We start from the raw sequence: 18,263 nt of genomic DNA on the forward strand, positions 1-18,263 counted from the left end.
CGGCAGACCTCATGGTGCAAAATGCATCATGGGGTCTGTTCGTTTCGCGCCTACATCGCTAAAGGCGCGCCATGACTCAGACCGCACCCGCGCCCGCCTCCGTCATCACCCCCGAGATCGTCGCCGAACACGGCCTGTCTCCGGAAGAATATGATCGCGTCCTCAACGCGCTCGGGCGCGAGCCGAACCTTGTCGAACTTGGCATCTTCTCGGTCATGTGGTCTGAGCATTGCAGTTACAAAAGCTCGCGCCTCCATTTGAAGAAACTGCCGACGGAGGCGCCCTGGGTGATCTGCGGCCCCGGCGAGAATGCCGGCGTGATCGACATCGGCACCGGTCCGGACGGCAAGAAGCTCGCGGCGATCTTCAAGATGGAGAGCCACAACCACCCGTCGTACATCGAACCCTATCAGGGCGCGGCGACCGGCGTCGGCGGTATCCTCCGCGACGTCTTCACCATGGGCGCGCGCCCCGTCGCGAACCTCAACGCGCTGCGCTTCGGCCGCCCCGACCATCCGAAGATGAAGCACCTCATCTCGGGCGTCGTCCACGGCATCGGCGGCTATGGCAATTGCGTCGGCGTCCCGACGGTCGGCGGCGAGGTCAATTTCCACAAGGCGTATGACGGCAATATCCTCGTCAACGCGATGACCGTCGGCGTCGCCGAACAGGACAAGATCTTCTATTCGGCCGCCAGCGGCGTCGGCAATCCGATCGTCTATGTCGGGTCGAAGACCGGCCGCGACGGCATCCACGGCGCGACGATGGCATCGGCCGACTTCGGCGAGGACGCCGAGGAAAAGCGCCCGACCGTGCAGGTCGGCGACCCCTTCACCGAAAAGCTGCTGATCGAGGCGTGCCTCGAATTGATGGCGTCGGACGCGATCGTCGCGATCCAGGACATGGGCGCCGCGGGGCTCACCAGCTCGTCGGTCGAAATGGCATCGAAGGGCGGCGTCGGCCTCCACCTCAAGATGGATGACGTGCCGCAGCGCGAGACCGGCATGACGGCGTACGAGATGATGCTGTCCGAATCGCAGGAACGCATGCTGATGGTGCTGAAGCCCGGCCGCGAGGATTTCGCCGCCGCGATCTTCCACAAATGGGAACTCGACTTCGCGGTTATCGGCACCGTCACCGACACCGGCCGCATGGTGCTCGAGCATAAAGGCGAGATCGTCTGCGACATCCCGCTCGCCCCGCTCGCCGACGATGCGCCGCTCTACGACCGCCCGCATGTCCCGACGCCGAAACAGGCCGAACTGACGAACGTCCCCGAGACGAAGGACGTCGCGGCCGACCTCAAGACCTTGATGGGCACCCCCGACATCGCCAGCCGCCGCTGGATCTGGGAGCAGTATGACAGCCAGGTCGGCGCCGACACGGTGCAGACCGGCGGCGACGCCGCGCTCGTCCGCATCCATGGCACGGACCGCGCGCTCGCTATGTCGACCGACTGCACCCCACGCTATTGCTACGCCGACCCCGTCGAGGGCGGCAAGCAGGCGGTCGCCGAGACCTGGCGCAACATCAGCGCAGTCGGCGCGACCCCGCTCGCGATCACCAATTGCCTCAATTTCGCGAACCCGCAGCGTCCCGAAATCATGGGCCAGATCGTCGGCTGCCTCGACGGCATGGCGCAGGCCTGTATCGCGCTCGACTATCCGATCGTGTCGGGCAACGTCAGCCTCTATAACGAGTCCAAGGCGACCGGCGGCGGCAGCGCGATCCTGCCGACCCCCGCGATCGGCGGCGTCGGCGTGATCGAGGATCTGAACAAGGCGGTCGGCATCGGCTTCAAGCGCACCGGCGACATCGTCCTCGCGGTCGGCGAACGCGCCGGCCACCTCGGCCAGTCGGCGTGGCTGCGCGAAATCCTCGGCCGCGAAGAAGGCCCGCCGCCGCCCGTCGACCTCCGCGCCGAAAAGCGCACCGGTGATTTCATCCGCGGCGCGATCAATGCGGGCTGGATCACCGCCTGCCACGACGTCTCCGACGGCGGCATGGCGGTGACGCTCGCCGAAATGGCCTTGAAGTCGAACATCGGCGTGCTCGTCAGCGAAGAACAGCCGTTCGGCGTCGCCGAAAGCTTCTTCGGCGAGGATCAGGGGCTGTATCTCGTCACCGTCTGCGACACCTGCCTCGCCGATTTCCTCGACGCCGCCGGCCGCGCCGACGTGCCGGTCGATCCCGTCGGCCGCACGATCAAGGATCGCATCGTCTTCGAACTCGAAGGCAGCGACCATCAGGTGACGCTCGCGGAACTGCGCGAGGCGCATGAAGGCTTTTTCCCGAATTTGATGGGGGCCGACGCGGCGCTGGCATAATCCGCTCACCCGTCATCCCGGCGAAGTGTGTTCAGAGGCGCGTGACTCTGACACGATCTCGCCGGTGCAGCGAAATGCAACGTTAAGACCCCGGCCTTCGCCGGGATGACGGAGGTGAGAGTACATGAGCATTCACATCGGCATTGGGGGTTGGACCTTCGAACCGTGGCGCGGCCCCTTTTACCCCGCCGGCCTCGCACAGAAACGCGAGCTCGAATATGCCGGCCAGCATCTGACCGGCATCGAGATCAACGGCACCTATTATGGCAGCCAGAAGCCCGAAACCTTCGCCAATTGGGCCGCATCGGTCCCCGACGGCTTCAAGTTCAGCGTCAAGGCGTCACGCTTCACGACCAATCGCAAGGTGCTGGCCGAGGGCGCGGCGTCGATCGAGAAATTTCTGACGCAGGGCCTGACGCGGCTCGGCGACCGGCTGGGTCCGATCCACTGGCAATTCATGGCGACGAAGAAATTCGACCGCGACGATTTCGCGGGCTTCCTCGATTTGCTTCCCGACAGTCAGGATGGCCTGAAGCTGCGCCACGCGATCGAGGTGCGCGACGAAAGCTTCCGCGACCAAGCCTTCGTCGACATGCTGCGCGAACGAAACATGGCGATCGTCTTCGCCGACAGCGACGAATTCCCGTGCATCGACGAACAGACCGCCGACTTCACCTATGCGCGGCTCCAGCGCAGCCAGGAGGATGTCGAAACAGGCTATGACGCCAAGGCACTCGACGGCTGGGCGACCCAAGCCCGCGAATGGGCGAAGGGCGACCGCGACGTCTATATCTTCTTTATATCGGGCGCGAAGGTCCGCAATCCTGCGGCCGCGCAGGCGCTGATCACCAAGCTCGCCTGACCGGCGTCACCGGCCGCCGGTAGCCGGGAATTGCAGATTATGTTTCCCCCATTCGCATAGCGGCGTCAGCGCTTCGTTGAGCGATGCCCCCAAGGGGGTAACCGAATAATCGACACGCGGTGGAACCTGATGGAACATCTCGCGGTGGACCAGACCATCGGCTTCCATTTCCCGCAATTGCTGGATCAGCATCTTTTCGCTGATCCCGGCAATACGCCGCTTAAGCGCGCCGAAGCGCACGGGGGTGTCGTGAAGCTCCCAGAGAATCAGCGCCTTCCACTTCCCGCCGATGATCTCGAACACCGGCCCGAGACCGTCATTATAGGGTTGATTGCGCGTCGACATGATTGCCAATTCTTACCTAAAGGTGAGTACCTGACAAAATAGTAGGTAATTGATCAATCGAAAGTATAGCGCCACCCCTTTGCGTCAACAAGACATGGCAGCCGCGCCGTGTCCCACGCGAAAGGATCGGCCGATATGCCGGAAAAACTGCTCATTCTTGTCGGAAGCCCGCGTAGGAACGGAAACACCGCGACGCTTGCCGAGGCCGTTCGGCGCGGCGCCGAGGCGGCGGGCAGCGATGTCGCGCTGCGATTTCTGGATGACCATATTTCGGGGTTTCTGCGCGATTGCCGCATATGCCGCCGCTCCGATGGCGAATGCGCGATCGACGACCCGTATCGCGCCCTGTTCTTCGACGAGTTCTTGCCCGCGCGAGGGGTGATCTTTTGTTCGCCCATCTATTGGTACGGCGTATCCGCGCAGATCAAGGCGTTCTTCGATCGCAGCTTCTGCTATTATGCGGCCTCCTATCCGGGCTCGCAGGACGCGCTTGCGGCGGTGGCCGGCAAACGGCTCGGCTTGGTGCTCGCGTCCGAGGAAACATACCCCGGCGTGGCGCTCGGCATTATCCACCAGATTCAGGAATTTTCCCGCTACACGAATTCGGACTTCGTCAGCGTGGTTCGCGGCGCCGGCAACAGCCGCGGCGAAGTGCGCAACGATCCGGCGAACCCGATCGGGGACGCCGAACGCCTGGGCCGGGAGATATTTTCGCGGTCCTATTCCGACTATAGGCTGGAGACGCCGCGCAGCCCGCGCGTCTGGCCGGAAAGCTTAGGCTGAGCGCCGGGTTCCCCGGCTTTCGCCGGCGAACAGTTCAAGCCATCGCGGCCTTTGCCGCGAGGAAGTTGTACGGATCGATGCCGCGATTGCGGTACGCGCGGTGCGCTTCCTGATAGAGCGTCGGCTCGCCGATCCCCAACCGCGCACGCGCGGCTTCGAGCGGTTCGGCGAGCAGCGAGCGGATGTCCTGCTCGATGATCGCCTTCGCCGCCTTGCCGTGGCGCTGGCCCTGGCGGATCGCGCCGAACACCGGCGCGTCGCTCTTGACGCCGCGTTTCACTTCATAACCGCCGGCATAGGCGATGAAGGCATTGCCGTAATTGCCCGTCTGGCCATAGGTGAAACCGAGCACGCACTGTTCGCCGAGCGCGTCGCGCCCATAGCCGGTCAGGATGTGGAACAGGTCGTGCGTGTCGCGCAGGCGGTTCGAATACCACTGCACCTGGTCGTCATATTGCGGGCGGCCCATCTTGTCGCTTTCAGCAACGAGGCCCGCCGCCGACAGGCCCTCGCGGCGCATGAAGGTGACATAGGCGTGGCCGACGCTGCCCTCGGGCAGTTCGTCGATCCATGCATGGTCGTCGAGCAGGTCGGGCAGATAGGGTTCACGTTCCATCAGCTTCCGGCCGAAATCGCTTGTCACGAAGGCGCGCGCGTCGTCCATGAAACCCTTGCGCGGCAGATTCTCGAAGATGTGGAACACCTGCTCGGTGTCTTCCTTGTCCTTGATCAGATTGCGGAAGTGCTGGAACGCCTTGAACGGGCGGAACTTCTGCGGCTGGCGGTCGGGGTGGGAGAAGATGGTGGGGGTCATGGCTGGCCTCGTCCGAATCAGGTGATGATGCTCAGATAGCATTACTGACATGGATGTCAATAGCAGGTTAAAGCGCTGGACGGATCGTCGCCCCAGCCGTTATAGACGAATAATACAGTGGAGGGCGATATGCGCGAAGATAGACAAGTTGCGGGCGAACGCCTCGTCACCCTCGACGCGCTGCGCGGTTTCGCCGTGATGGGCATTTTGGCGATGAACATCGCCGCCTTCGCGATGCCCGAAATGGCTTATCTCTCGCCCAAAGCCTATGGCGGCGACACGGGGTCGGACATCGCCGCGTGGGCGGTCGGCTTCCTCCTCTTCGACGGCAAGATGCGCGGGCTGTTCTCGATCCTGTTCGGCGCGAGCATGCTGCTCATCATCGATCGCGCGGAAGCGTCGGGGCAGGATCCGGGTTCGTTGCATTATCGCCGGATGGCGTGGCTCGCGGTCTTCGGCCTCTGCCACTATTTCTTCCTGTGGTGGGGCGACATATTGTTCCTCTACGCCGCCGTCGGCTGTGTCGCCTTCCGCTTCCGCGCGTGGGAAGCGCGCCGGCTGATCAAATGGGCGCTTGGCATTTTCACGCTGGGCGTGGTCCTGACGTCGCTTTTCTTTGGCGCACAGCTCGCGGCCGGAAATGCGGCCGACAATCCCGCGTCGTCGATGGTCGAAGCCGGGCGCGAGGTTCGCGCCGAATATGCCAAGATCGACGGCGAAGTGGCCGAGGAGCTCGCGCTCTATCGCGGCCCCTATCTACCGATCCTGAGCTCACGGCTCGATACCGCGATCAATCCGTTCGTCGGCGTGCTGATGACGATATGGGAGACGCTGCCGCTGATGATGCTCGGCATGGCGCTGTTCCGCAACGGCTTCCTGACGGGGGCATGGGCGGCGGCCGACTATCGGCGGACAGCGCTGCGCTGGCTACCCCCGGGGGTATTGCTGACATTGCTCGTCGGCTGGCTCCAGTGGCGCGCGGGCTTCGACTATCTCATCGCGGTCAATGCCTTCATGGCGTGGGCGGGGCCGGGACGGCTGATGATGACGATCGCCTATGCCGCCCTGCTCGTGCTGCTGATCCGGCGCGCCGCTACCAGCGCATGGATAGCCCGTGTCGCGGCAGCGGGCCGTGCCGCCTTCTCCAACTATCTCGGCACCAGCATCGTGATGACGACGATCTTCTATGGCTATGGGATCGGCCTGTTCGGCGACGTCGGCCGCTGGACGCTCTATCTCGTCTGCGCCGGCATGTGGGCGATCATGCTGCTCTGGTCGAAGCCTTGGCTCGACCGCTATCGCTACGGCCCGCTCGAATGGCTGTGGCGCAGCCTCGCGCGCGGAAAGCTTCAGCCGATGCGGAAGCCCTCGGCGGCTTAGTAACCGACGGCGCGGCCGAAACCCGTCGGGCGGCGCTGGACGAGCGGGTTCGCTTCGCGCTCGAGCGCGGCGAGGGTTTCTTCGAACAACCGGCGCAGTTCGACGACGCGCGGCAGATATTCCTCGGGGCTGGTCTGGCTTTCGACACAGTGGCGCGCGAAGACTTCGATGTCCTCGGCGAGCGCGCCGAGTTTCTCGCCCCCGAACTGCCGCGCTTCGCTTTTCAGCGTGTGCGCGGGCATGACGAGGCCGCGGGCATCGCGTGCGCGCATCGCCTCTTCGATCGCGGCGACTGATTTGGTGCCGTCTTCACGAAAATAGCCAAGAATCCGCACAAACGCCGCGCCCAACTGGGTGCGCGTCGCGCGAAACTCGTCCCAATCGACCAGGATTTCGTCCAATGCTTTCGTCCCTTGGTGTTCTAATTCGGCCGTGGTCCCAAGCGGTCCATGCCGAAGTTGGGTAAAAAAGACGTTACGGTGTCATGGGGGCCGCGAAGAAAGCCGCCCCATTTTGGGTCAGCGCCGGACGCGCCAGCGCCCCTCATCGGCGGTCGCCGCATCGGTCTCGACCGACCAGCCATGCTCGCCCGCCAGCGCCGCAACCTCGCGTCCCGCCTGCGGATCGTCGGCGATCAGCAGCACGTCGGACGCATCGCGCATCGCGCGCGCCAGCCGCAGCGCGGGCCAGGGGCAGCGCATTCCACGGGCATCGACGACCAGCGTCCCCAATGCCTCAGGCGCCGTCATTCGTCATAGGGGTTGCGCGAATTGCGGAAATTGAGGCGAACCGGCACGCCCTGGAAGCCCAGTTCCTTGCGCATTCCGTTGACCAGATAGCGCGTATAGCTTCCGGGCAAGCTGTCGGTCCGCGTGCCGAAAACGACGAAGGTCGGCGGCCGGGTGCGCGCCTGCGTGATATAGCGCAGCTTGATCCGCTTGCCGCCGGGCGCCGGCGGCGGGTTGTTTTCGACCGCATTTTCGAACCAGCGGTTGAGCTTCGCGGTCGAGACGCGGTTGGTCCAGATCGCGCGCTGTTCGAACGCGACGCGGACCAGCGTGTCGATGCCCTTCCCCGTCGCGCCCGAAATGCTGAGCACGGGAACGCCCTTGACCTGGCTGAGCCCGTCTTCGAGCGCGGTGCGCACGCCGTTGAACAGCGCCGACGGGTCTTCGGCGACATCCCATTTGTTGAGTGCGACGATCAGCGCGCGCCCTTCCTGCAGTACCTTGTCGGCGATGTGCAGATCCTGCGCCTCCAGACCTTTGGTCGCATCGAGCAGGAGAACGACGACCTCGGCGAAATCGACCGCGTGGAGCGCGTCGGCGACCGAAAGCTTCTCGAGCTTTTCGACCACCTTGGCGCGCTTGCGCATGCCCGCGGTGTCGAACAGCTGGATCTCGTGGACCTCGCCGTCCTTTTCCCACTGCCAGTCGACGCGGATCGAATCGCGGGTGATTCCGGCTTCGGGCCCGGTGATCAGCCGGTCTTCGCCGATCATGCGGTTGATCAGCGTCGACTTGCCCGCGTTCGGACGACCGACGATCGCGAGCTTCATCGGGCCGAGCGGCGCGTCCTCGTCTTCTTCGCCTTCAACCCGTGGCGGCAAAGCCTCGGCTTCCGCTGCATCATAAGCCTCGACGATCGGGCGCAGCGCATCGAACAGGTCGACGACGCCTTCGCCATGCTCGGCGCTGAGCGCGATCGGATTGTCGAAACCGAGCGAATAGCTCTCCATCAGGCCGTTTTCGCCCTGCTTTCCCTCGGCCTTGTTGACGACGAGGATGATCGGCGTGTCCTCGCTGCGCAGCCAACGCGCGATTTCCTCGTCGAGCGGGGTCACCCCCGCGCGGCCGTCGATCATAAACAGCGCCGCGTCGGCCTCACGCACCGCCTTTTCGGTCTGCACGCGCATCCGGCCGGGCAAGGTCGCCGCGTCATAATCCTCGAAGCCCGCGGTATCGACGATACGGAAATCGAGGCCGAGCAAATGACCGTCGCCCTCGCGGCGGTCGCGCGTCACCCCGGGCTGGTCGTCGACGAGCGCAAGGCGCTTGCCGACCAGCCGGTTGAACAGCGTCGATTTGCCCACATTGGGCCGGCCGACAATGGCAATCGTCGCGAATCGCGACATGAGACTATTCCCTGTATCCTACCGGGCCGCCCCGGCCCGGACGCTGTATCAGCGCCAGGCCGTGAGCTGCCCGTCGTCCGCGAGGACGTACAAAATATTGTTCGCAACCACCGGGGACTGCGACAACGGCGATTTGAATTCGGTCGAACCGAGCAGCGAGCCGTCGGTCGGCGAGAATTCCGACAAGGTCCCTTCGCTGTTGACCGCGATCAGGCGCCCACCTGCGAGGATCGGTCCGGTCCAGCGGATCGGGTCCTTTTTCTTCTTTTCGGTTTCGACGCGGAAACGCGCGAGCTGTTGCAGCCAGCGCACCTTGCCGTTCGCACGCGCGACGGCGAGCAGCTTGGCGTCGTCGGTCATCGCATAAACCCACTCGCCGACGACATAAGGCGTCGAAATGCCGGCGATCGAGATTTCCCAGCTGCGCTGGCCGGTAACGAGTTCATAGCTCGCCATGCGTCCGCCCTGGCCGAGCGCGAAGACGCGGCCGCGGTCGACGACCGGATCGGCGTCGACGTCGGTGAGTGTCGACACCGACAGCGCCATCGAGGTGCGCGCAAGCGCGTCTTCCCACAGGTCGCGGCCGTTTTCGTAACGATAGGCCTGGACCTCGCCCGACGAGAAGCCGGCGACGATCGTCCCCTGCCCCGCCGCGGGCGATGCGGCGCCGAACACACTGCCTGCCTCCATCGACGCGGTGGCCTGCCACTGCACCGCGCCATTCGCGGCGTTGAGCGCAAAAATCTGGTTGTCCTGGCTGATGACATAGACACCGCCGAAGGCAATAGTCGGCGCGCCGCGCAGCGGACCTGCGGGCTTGACCTTCCAGATCACCGATCCGTCGGCGACGTTCAGCGCCGCGACGTCCCCGACACCGCTGGTCGCATAAACGACATTGCCGTCGACGCCGGCGCCGCCGCCGAACAGCGATGCCTTGAAATCCTTGCCCGTGCTGCCGATCGGCACGCTCCACAGCTTCGCGCCTGTGTCGGCGGCGAAGGCGGTGACGACGGCGTCGGTATCGACGACGAACAGGCGGTTGTCGGCGATCACCGGCGAGGCAGCGATCCGCTGCTTGTTGGTGCTGCCCGCGATGCTGGCTTCCCACAGCTTGGTTCGCGTCGCGGCGAGCGCCGGATGGCCCATCGATTTCGATGCGTTGCCGCCCGACTGCGCCCAGGCGGCGTTGACCGCCGGTTCGGGCAGCACGACCGCGATGGACGCGGTGGCCGGATCGACCTTGACGCTGTTGTCGTTCGACAGGATCGAGACGCGGTCACCGACCGTCGGGGTCTTCGGCGGGCCGTCGCCTTTGATCACCCCACATGCCGTCAGCGGCAGCGCGAGCAGCGCCGCAGTAATTCCGAAACGCGCTTTCCGCATATTAATTGGCTTCCTCAGTCTTTGCGGCTGCCGCGGCCTTTGGCGCGGCATTGCCTTTCTGGTCCCCGGCGGCGGCGGCTTGCGCCGCGCCTTTCTTTTCGGCTGCGGCGCTTTCGTCCGCCCGGTCCGCGACCGCGTCGACGCCGAGCATCCCCGCCATCTGCACCGAACGCGATTGCAGCGATTTGGCCACATTGGGCAATTTGGCGATGCGGCCATAAAGCGCGCCGGCCTGGTCGAACTGGCCAAGCTGGTAATGCGCGGTCGCCGACAGTTCGGCGGCGCTCGCGAACCAGCTCGACGCCGGATCCTTCGCATCGACCATCGGCTTCATCCGCGCGATCACCACTTCGGGCTTCAGCATGTCATATTCGAACGCCGTCTGGCGGATCAGCGCGAGATCGCGCAGCGCCTGGTCGAGCTTGGTATCGGCGGCGACTTTCGCCATCAGCGCGGCGGCGGCCTTCAGGTCGCCGCTCTGCGCCTTGATATTCGCTTCCTGCATCTGCGCGACCGCGCGATAGGCGGGGTCGCCTTCGGCAGCGAGCTTCTGCAGATCGGTCGCCGCGGCGCGCGGCTGGTTCGTGCCGAGCTTTTCGAATGCCGCGATCAATTCTTCGGCCTGCTCGCCGCGCGCGGCATCCTGCTGGTGGCTCCAGAAGAGATAGCCGCCGAACGCCAGCAGCGCGGCGATGACGCCGCCGATGATCCAACGGCCGTAGCGCTGCATGATCGTATCGAGCCGGTCCTTGCGGACGGCCTCGTCGACTTCCTGCAACAGCGCGGCATCATTCGTCGGGCTCAGCGCCAATCAAACCTCCATATACTCGTCATGGCTCTGGGCCGGTCGCTTCCTTAGCGACAGCACGGAAAAAGACCAAGCGTTTCACTTTGCGCGGATCGCCGGGCCTTTACCCTGCGTAGGTCTGATCCTCGGTCGGGAATGAACGGGACCTGACTTCGTCGGCATAGTCCTTGACCGCGCCTTCGACGACGCTCGCCATATTGCCGTAACGCTTCACGAACTTGGGGACGCGTTCGAACATGCCGAGCATGTCGTCGGTGACGAGCACCTGGCCGTCGCATTGTGCCGATGCGCCGATGCCGATCGTCGGGCAATCGACCTTGTTCGTGATCTCGATCGCGATCGATTCGAGCACGCCTTCGATCACGATCGAAAAGGCGCCGGCCTGTGCCACCGCGACCGCATCTTCGACGATCGAGCGCGCTTCCTCCTCGCTCTTGCCGCGGACGCCATAGCCGCCAAGGATGTTCACCGCCTGCGGGGTCAGCCCGACATGGCCCATCACCGGGATGCCGCGTTGGGTCAGGAATTCGATCGTCGGCGCGAGCACCTTGCCGCCCTCGACCTTCACCGCTGCGGCGCCGGTTTCCTTGAGCAGCCGCGCCGCATTGTCGAACGCCTGCTGCGGACTGCCTTCATAGCTGCCGAACGGCATGTCGACGATCACCGCGGCATGATAGCTGCCGCGCACGACAGCGGCGCCGTGCAGCGCCATCATGTCCATCGTCACCCCGACGGTGTGCGGCAGGCCATAGATCACCTGCGCGAGCGAATCGCCGACGAGCAGCATATCGCAATGCGGGTCGAGCAACTGCGCCATGCGGACGGTGTAGGCGGTGAGCATCACCAGCGGTTCGCCGCCTTTGCGCTGGCGAATGCGCGGCACGGTGAGGCGTTTCATCGGCTGCGGCGTCGGATTGGCGCGGCTGGTCGACGTGTCGAAGGTGAGCGTTTTCGGGAGCGTGGACATGGGGCGAGGGTTTAGCCGCTAAAACCGCGGGGCGAAAGCGACAAAGCCCGATTTTTGTTGCGGCGCAGCGAACGCGCCTTGCTCTTCGGTCAGGCCGCGCTGAGCGCCGCGAGCTGCTCGTCGCTGAGGCACAGGTCGAGGCTGCCCATCAGCTCGTCCAGTTGTTCCACCGACGTCGCGCTGGCGATCGGCGCGGTCACACCCGGTTGGGCGGCAACCCACGCGAGGGCGATCTGCGACAGGGTGGCGCCGGTCTCCGCCGCGATGCGGTCCATCACAGCGAGCACGGCGGGGCCACGCCCCGCCATATAAGCCTTTGCCTTGTAGCCGCGGACACTGAGGCCAAGGTCGTCGGCGCTGCGATATTTCCCCGACAGATAGCCGGCAGCGAGGCTGTAGTAGGGCACCACCCCGATGTTTTCGCCGATACAAATCTGTTGCAGCGGGCCTTCGAACTGATCGCGGTCGAGCAGGTTGAGTTCGGGCTGCATCACGGTGAAACGCGGCAGGCCCTTGGCATCGGCGATGCGAAGCGCCTCGGCAAGCCGGTCGGCTGAATAGTTTGACGCGCCGATCGCGCGCACGGTCCCGGCATCGACCAGCTCGGCAAAGGCGCCGAGCACTTCATCGAGCGGCACGTCGGGATCATCCTTGTGCGCGAAATAGAGGTCGATGACGTCGCCGCCGAGCCGGTCGAGCGAGCCTTGCACGGCGTCGCGAATGCGGTCGGGCTTCAGTCCGCCAGGCATCATGCCGACCTTGGTCGCGATCAGCACGCTGCCCCGCGCGCCGTTTGCTTTCAGCCACGCGCCCATCATGCTTTCCGATTCGCCGCCCTTGTGGCCATCAACCCACGCCGAATAAACGTCGGCGGTGTCGACCATCCGGCCTCCACCTTCAACGAACCGGTCGAGGATGGCGAAACTGATAGCCCGGTCGGCGGTCCATCCAAAGACATTGCCGCCGAGAACCAGCGACGGAGTCGACAGCCCGCTCTGGCCCAAGGTTCTTTCGGTCATTGTCCGCTTTCCTTCCTCACCGTCAGAGCCGCTTCGCGCGGATTGTCGCTAAACAGGCCGTCGATGCCGGTTTTCAGATAGGCCGCGATTTCACCCGCGAGATCGCCATGTCCGGCTGGATTGACCCCACCCTTGTCGCCCAGCGGCAGGAAATAATTTTCGCGGCGGAACGTCCAGGGATGGACCTTGAGCCCCGCTGCATGCGCATCGCGCACCAGGTCGGTGGGTTTGCCGAGCCGGCCGAGCGCGCCGCGCGGGATCACCATCGCCTTGTTCGGGCCGATGCCGTCGGCATAGGCGGCGATCATTTTGAGCCCGGCGGGCGACGTCATGGCGGCATAGCTGGTGCCGGGTCGGTCGGCGGGGCCGCCCTCGGCATCCATCAGCTGGATCAAAGGCAGATCGCTCTTGGCGCGCAGATCCATCAGATTGCCGACCTCGAAGCTTTGAATGAACACAGGAGCGGTGCGGCCACGATAACCGAAGCGATCAAGCACAGCGAGCAAAGGCGCCTCGTGCGGCAGGCCGATCGACACGAAATAACTCGGGTGCTTGGTTTCGGGATAGACACCGACGGGCTTCTTCCGGTCCTTGTTCGCCTCGGCGAGCAGGGCCAGAATTTCCTCGAAGGTCGGGATTTCGAACTGGCCGTCATATTCGGTGCTGCGCAGCTTCGGCAGCCGCTCGCGCGCGCGCAGCGTCTTGAGTTCCGCCAGCGTGAAATCTTCGGTGAACCAGCCGGTGACTTTCTGCCCGTCGATCGTCTTCGTCGCCTTGCGGCCCGCGAATTCGGCGTGGTTCGCGACGTCGGTCGTTTCCGAAATCTCATTCTCGTGCCGCGCGACCAGCACGCCGTCCTTGGTGAGCACGAGGTCGGGCTCGATATAATCGGCGCCAAGGTCGATCGCGAGCTTGTATGCCGCAAGCGTATGTTCGGGGCGTTCGCCCGACGCGCCGCGGTGGGCGATCACGATCGGCGGCTGGCCATCGAGGGTCGGCTGCGCGGTCACGACATCAGCCGTGCAGCCGGTGAACAGCATGAAGGCCAGCAGCGCCGCGAGCGAGCGGATCATGCGGCAAAACGCGCCCGCCAGTCATCCGCCGAAAAGCCGACGCTGATCGTGCCCGCGGCCTCGACGACCGGGCGGCGGATCATCGCCGGCTGATCGAGCATCAGCGCCTTTGCCGCGGCGGCGTCGAGTCCGTCCTTTTGCGCGTCGGGCAGCTTGCGAAAGGTCGTCCCCGCCTTGTTGAGCAGCTTTTCCCAACCGAGCGCGTCGATCCAGCTTTGAAGCCTCGCGGCGTCGAGCCCATCCTTGCGCACGTCGTGAAAGTGATAAGCGACGCCCTGCTCGTCGAGCCAGCGCCGCGCCTTCTTCACCGTATCGCAGTTCGAAATGCCATAAAGAATCATCGTCATGGACCGAGGACTTAGCAGGCGCGGGTTGCAGTTTCGAGGCCGGGAAAGACTATGCCCGATAAATTGCCGACCGCTCCGCGATGCGCGTGTTGGCACTCGCCAGCTTGCCGCGAAGCGCGCGCGCAAAACCTTCGTGAAGCGCGCCCGCAATCCCGGGATTGGCCGCCAGATAGGCGCGCAGCGCCGCGGCGGGAACGAACCACAGCCGGGCGTTGCTGCCGAGCGTCACCGTCCCGGTCGCATGCGCGCCGTCGAGCACCGTCGCTTCGCCGATCAGCGCGCCGCCCGAAAGTTTGCCGATCTCGATGCCGTCGCGCAAAATCGCCGCTTGCCCCTCGGCCAAATAGAAAAGGCTGGGCGCCGCCTGATTTTCGCGGATCAGCACCTCGCCGCGCTTCGCCGAAATCCAGTGTCCCTGGTCGATCAGGTCGCGCGCAGCCGTGGTGCCGAGGCCGGAAAAATGCTGGCGGCGCAATTCCTCTTCTTCGGCTGAAAACTGTACCTTTGTGCCGCGCAGCCATACTCGCGCCAAAATGGCGATATTGACGACGAGGATCGCAAGCACGAGCACGCCGTAACCAAGATCCGGCCCGCGAAACAATGTCAGCGGCAAGGCAACCAGCGCCGCCGCGGCGAGGCCGATGCGGGCATATTCGATCCGCACGACAAAACTTGTCGCCAGCAGGAGCAGCAGCGCCCCATAGAGGAACCATGCGGAATCGAAACTCATAGCCAATCGCTTCGCGTCGAGACCCAGGCTCGGGTCACGGGTGTATAACGTTGTCGATAGCCAAAAGCCTTGGTCGCGCGAGGCACATCGCATTTCCGCAGCACGTAATAAACTACCAGTTTTGGTCCCTCAAGAAAAGCATAGGTGCGCAAAGGTCACGATAATGCTAATTTTCGGGTTTGATCGTGCCGGAAACATTGCTTCCGTGCGGCATAGGCGCCATGTGGCGCTCGATTCGAACGCGAAAAGACAGGCAGATGACGAAAAACTGGCAACCGCATAGCTGGCGCTCGCACGAGGCCCGCCAGCTTCCCACCTATCGCGACGCCGACGCGCTGGCGGCCGCCGAGCGTGAGCTCAGCAATTATCCGCCGCTGGTGTTTGCCGGCGAGGCGCGCGACCTGACCGCCGAGCTCGGCCGCGTGGCCGAGGGCAAGGCGTTCCTGCTGCAGGGTGGCGATTGCGCCGAGAGCTTTGCCGAATTCCATCCGAACAACATCCGCGACACTTTCCGCGTGCTGCTCCAGATGGCCGTCGTGCTGACCTTCGCGTCGAAGATGCCCGTGGTGAAGCTCGGCCGCATGGCGGGCCAGTTCGCCAAGCCGCGTTCGGCCGATATGGAAGATATCGATGGCGTCGAACTGCCGAGCTATCGCGGCGACATCATCAACGACATCGCGTTCGAGGAAGCAGGCCGCGAGCCCGATCCGCAGCGCATGATCAAGGCGTATAACCAGTCGGCGGCAACGCTGAACCTGCTGCGCGCCTTCGCCGGCGGCGGCTATGCCAATCTGCACCAGGTCAACGCCTGGACGCACGACTTCATGGATCGCAGCCCCTGGGCGAAGAAATATCAGGAAACCGCCGCGCGGATTTCCGAAGCGCTCGCCTTCATGGAAGCATGCGGCGTGACGCCCGAAACGGTGCCGCAGATCAAGGGCACGAGCTTCTACACCAGCCACGAGGCGTTGCTCCTTCCCTATGAGCAAGCGCTGACGCGGCAGGACAGCCTGACCGGCGGCTGGTACGACACCTCGGGCCACTTCCTTTGGGTCGGCGACCGCACCCGCTTCGAGGGATCGGCGCATATCGAATATCTGCGCGGGATCGGCAATCCGGTTGGGATGAAGTGCGGCCCTAGCCTCGAGCCCGACGTGCTGCTGCGCCTGCTCGACACGCTGAACCCGAACCATGTCGCCGGCCGCATGACGCTGATCACGCGGTACGGCCATGACAAGATCGAGGCGCATCTGCCCAAGCTGGTGCGCGCGGTGAAGGAATCGGGGCACCCCGTCGTCTGGTCGTGCGACCCGATGCACGGCAATGTCATCAAGACGCCCAACGGCTACAAGACGCGCCCGTTCGAGCGCATCCTCGCCGAAGTGCGCGGCTTCTTTGCCGTGCACCGCGCCGAGGGCACCCATGGCGGCGGCATCCATATCGAGATGACCGGCCAGAATGTCACCGAATGCACCGGCGGCGCGATGGACGTGACCCAGATGGATCTGGCCGATCGCTATCACACGCATTGCGATCCGCGGCTCAACGCGGGGCAGAGCCTGGAACTCGCGTTCCTGCTCGCCGAAATGCTCAATCAGGAAATGGCCGACCGCGCGAAGCAGGCGGCTTAATTATTCCGTCGCCCCCGCGCAGGCGGGGGCGACACCTATTATTCCGCGAAGCTTATTTACCCGGCCACCGCTTGGTATCGGCGAACGCCCGGCCGATCGCCACATGCAGATCGGCATCTTCGGCCGCGCCGCCGAGCGGGATCTTGTCCGAGAAATTGTCGGCGGCAGTGTGATAATCGCTGCCAAGGAAGGCTTCGAGCAGCTTCATGTCCGAGAAGCTGCCGCCGACCATCAGCGACGTCACGCCCTTGGCGCCAAGCGCCCAGCCGTCCTGCCGCTGGATGAAGGCGTCGGCCTCGCCATCCTCGTCGAGCTTGCGGCCAAGCTTCGTTGCCGCTTCCCGCACCACGGCATCATAGGCGGGCTTGCCGCGCCCGATCGTCGCGACCGGGGTGCCGCGCGGCGAAATGGCGATGGTGTCGATGTTGAGCGCAACGGTGATGTCGGCCAGCGGCACGACGGGATGATCGGCAAAATAATGCGCTCCGAGCAAGCCCTTTTCCTCGGCCGTCGTCGCCATGAAATAGATGTCGCGGTCGGGACGCTGGCCCGACCCCAGCCGCTTCGCAACCTCGATCAGCACCGCAATGCCGCTCGCATTGTCGACCGCGCCGTTGCAGATGCGGTCCGCAGCACCCTCGGGCTCGCAAATGCCGAGATGGTCCCAGTGGCCGAGGAACAGGATCGCCTTGCCGTCGGGCTTGGCGCCGGGAAGCTTGGCGATGATATTGTTGCTGGCGAAGGGGCGCGCGGCCGATTTCGCGGTGATATCGGCGGTCACCGGCAGCGCCGCGCCCTTGTATTCGGGCGATTTCGCGGCTTCGCGGAGCGCACCGCCATCCTGGCCCGCCTTTTTGAGCAGCGCATCGGCCGCCTCGAGCGACAGGAAGCCGCTGACCGGCGCGCCGGGCTTGGCGCCCGCGAGCCGCATCGACTTGGCGCCGGCGCTTTCGCGCAGCTGCGCCCAGGGCACCGCATCGGTCGCAATGACGAGGACCGCGGATGCGCCGGCATCCGCGAGCATCTGGCGCCGCTCGCGATAGCGCGGCAGCTTGTCGCCGAACGGCGCATTGTCGAACAGCATGATCGCGAGCTTGCCCGTGACGTCGGCATTGACCTTGCCCGCGCCGTCGACACCATAGCCGACGAAAACCGCGGGCACGCCCGCCAGCGATACCGACGGGTCGCGTCCGGTCAGGATGATGCCATCATCCTCGATTGCGAAGTCGCGGCCGTTGACCTTGAACTTCGCACTGCCCTCGAGCGCCTGTGTTTCGACGAAAGGCACCGGCTGGAGCCACGGCGTCGTGCTGCCCGGAACGGCTTCGAGCCCCGCCTTCGCCCATTCGCCAACGATATAGGCGATCGTGCGGTCCTCGCCCTCTGTTCCCGGCGCGCGGCCTTCGAACGCGTCGCTTGCCAGCACCTTGATATGATCGGTGAGTTGGGCCTCGGTGATTGGCGCGTCGCCCTTGGCAGGCGCGGCTGAAGCAGCAGGAGCAATGGTGAGGAGGGCGATGGCCGCGACGGCGGCGTGGAAACGGGTGGTTTTCATGGCGCTGCCGCATGGCATTTCCGCCGCCGCCCGGCAAGGCGCGTTCGTCGAAAGACGAACGGCCATCCCCCTTGCCTTACTCGTCATCCCGGCGAAGGCCGGGAT

18 protein-coding genes are annotated in these 18,263 nt (G+C 64.7%); 5 read left to right on the forward strand and 13 right to left on the reverse strand.

Annotation, left to right across the window (positions count from 1 at the left end; genetic code table 11):
- The first annotated feature begins 71 nt into the window (after window positions 1–71).
- Together purL and V8J55_RS01955 are read left to right on the forward strand one after the other, a co-directional pair.
- Window positions 72–2,327, forward strand: coding sequence for a phosphoribosylformylglycinamidine synthase subunit PurL (gene purL / locus V8J55_RS01950; RefSeq protein ID WP_336444140.1), 2,256 nt, complete (start codon window positions 72–74; stop codon window positions 2,325–2,327).
- A 124-nt stretch (window positions 2,328–2,451) separates the two neighbouring features.
- Window positions 2,452–3,189, forward strand: a complete 738-nt coding sequence (locus V8J55_RS01955) for a DUF72 domain-containing protein (protein ID WP_336444141.1) — start codon at window positions 2,452–2,454, stop codon at window positions 3,187–3,189.
- Between the two features lie 6 nt (window positions 3,190–3,195).
- Here V8J55_RS01955 and V8J55_RS01960 read toward each other — a convergent pair whose 3' ends face one another.
- On the reverse strand, window positions 3,196–3,534 hold the full coding sequence (locus V8J55_RS01960; protein WP_336444142.1) for a winged helix-turn-helix transcriptional regulator: 339 nt from the start codon (window positions 3,532–3,534) through the stop codon (window positions 3,196–3,198).
- 135 nt (window positions 3,535–3,669) lie between these two features.
- Between V8J55_RS01960 and V8J55_RS01965 the strand changes: the two genes are divergently transcribed.
- Window positions 3,670–4,317, forward strand: a complete 648-nt coding sequence (locus V8J55_RS01965) for a flavodoxin family protein (RefSeq protein ID WP_336444143.1) — start codon at window positions 3,670–3,672, stop codon at window positions 4,315–4,317.
- Between the two features lie 34 nt (window positions 4,318–4,351).
- Here V8J55_RS01965 and V8J55_RS01970 read toward each other — a convergent pair whose 3' ends face one another.
- The gene (locus tag V8J55_RS01970; protein WP_336444144.1) at window positions 4,352–5,131 is read right to left on the reverse strand and encodes a Coq4 family protein; all 780 of its coding nucleotides are present in this window, start codon (window positions 5,129–5,131) and stop codon (window positions 4,352–4,354) included.
- Between the two features lie 129 nt (window positions 5,132–5,260).
- Here V8J55_RS01970 and V8J55_RS01975 point away from each other — a divergent pair, with 129 nt between their 5' ends.
- Window positions 5,261–6,511, forward strand: coding sequence for a DUF418 domain-containing protein (locus V8J55_RS01975; protein ID WP_336444145.1), 1,251 nt, complete (start codon window positions 5,261–5,263; stop codon window positions 6,509–6,511).
- Here the strand turns inward: V8J55_RS01975 and V8J55_RS01980 are convergent.
- From V8J55_RS01980 to V8J55_RS02025, 10 genes are all read right to left on the reverse strand, one after another.
- Window positions 6,508–6,912: an Hpt domain-containing protein gene (locus tag V8J55_RS01980; RefSeq protein WP_171013661.1), complete on the reverse strand. Its 405-nt coding sequence runs from the start codon at window positions 6,910–6,912 to the stop codon at window positions 6,508–6,510. The two genes, V8J55_RS01975 and V8J55_RS01980, sit on opposite strands and share 4 nt — an antisense overlap.
- A 117-nt stretch (window positions 6,913–7,029) precedes the next feature.
- Entirely contained in the window at window positions 7,030–7,260 is a 231-nt protein-coding gene (locus V8J55_RS01985) for a sulfurtransferase TusA family protein (RefSeq protein ID WP_336444146.1), read from the reverse strand.
- Complete coding sequence (der, locus tag V8J55_RS01990) at window positions 7,257–8,645, reverse strand: ribosome biogenesis GTPase Der (RefSeq protein ID WP_336444147.1); 1,389 nt, start codon at window positions 8,643–8,645, stop codon at window positions 7,257–7,259. The genes V8J55_RS01985 and der overlap by 4 nt, the downstream gene beginning before the upstream one ends.
- A 48-nt stretch (window positions 8,646–8,693) precedes the next feature.
- Window positions 8,694–10,028: an outer membrane protein assembly factor BamB family protein gene (locus V8J55_RS01995; protein ID WP_336444148.1), complete on the reverse strand. Its 1,335-nt coding sequence runs from the start codon at window positions 10,026–10,028 to the stop codon at window positions 8,694–8,696.
- 1 nt (window position 10,029) lies between these two features.
- Window positions 10,030–10,839, reverse strand: a complete 810-nt coding sequence (locus tag V8J55_RS02000; protein WP_336444149.1) for a tetratricopeptide repeat protein — start codon at window positions 10,837–10,839, stop codon at window positions 10,030–10,032.
- Between the two features lie 100 nt (window positions 10,840–10,939).
- Window positions 10,940–11,803, reverse strand: coding sequence for a 3-methyl-2-oxobutanoate hydroxymethyltransferase (gene panB, locus V8J55_RS02005; protein ID WP_336444150.1), 864 nt, complete (start codon window positions 11,801–11,803; stop codon window positions 10,940–10,942).
- 89 nt (window positions 11,804–11,892) lie between these two features.
- Window positions 11,893–12,822 (reverse strand): aldo/keto reductase, encoded by a 930-nt coding sequence (locus tag V8J55_RS02010; RefSeq protein ID WP_336444151.1) that lies wholly within the window; start codon window positions 12,820–12,822, stop codon window positions 11,893–11,895.
- A complete protein-coding gene (locus V8J55_RS02015) occupies window positions 12,819–13,895 on the reverse strand; it encodes a glycerophosphodiester phosphodiesterase (RefSeq protein ID WP_336444152.1) in 1,077 nt (358 codons plus the stop codon). Before V8J55_RS02015 ends, V8J55_RS02010 begins: the two co-directional genes overlap by 4 nt.
- Entirely contained in the window at window positions 13,892–14,242 is a 351-nt protein-coding gene (locus V8J55_RS02020) for an ArsC family reductase (RefSeq protein ID WP_336444153.1), read from the reverse strand. Before V8J55_RS02020 ends, V8J55_RS02015 begins: the two co-directional genes overlap by 4 nt.
- 49 nt (window positions 14,243–14,291) lie before the next feature.
- A complete protein-coding gene (locus V8J55_RS02025; protein ID WP_336444154.1) occupies window positions 14,292–14,972 on the reverse strand; it encodes a Crp/Fnr family transcriptional regulator in 681 nt (226 codons plus the stop codon).
- 257 nt (window positions 14,973–15,229) lie between these two features.
- On the opposite strand from V8J55_RS02025, the gene V8J55_RS02030 reads away from it, so the two are divergent.
- On the forward strand, window positions 15,230–16,603 hold the full coding sequence (locus V8J55_RS02030; RefSeq protein ID WP_336444155.1) for a class II 3-deoxy-7-phosphoheptulonate synthase: 1,374 nt from the start codon (window positions 15,230–15,232) through the stop codon (window positions 16,601–16,603).
- Window positions 16,604–16,655: 52 nt separating this feature from the next.
- Here V8J55_RS02030 and V8J55_RS02035 read toward each other — a convergent pair whose 3' ends face one another.
- Complete coding sequence (locus tag V8J55_RS02035) at window positions 16,656–18,158, reverse strand: M28 family peptidase (RefSeq protein ID WP_336444156.1); 1,503 nt, start codon at window positions 18,156–18,158, stop codon at window positions 16,656–16,658.
- Window positions 18,159–18,263 lie beyond the last annotated feature (105 nt).

Origin of the sequence: Sphingopyxis sp. CCNWLW2, assembly GCF_037095755.1 — a bacterium.
GTDB lineage: Bacteria > Pseudomonadota > Alphaproteobacteria > Sphingomonadales > Sphingomonadaceae > Sphingopyxis.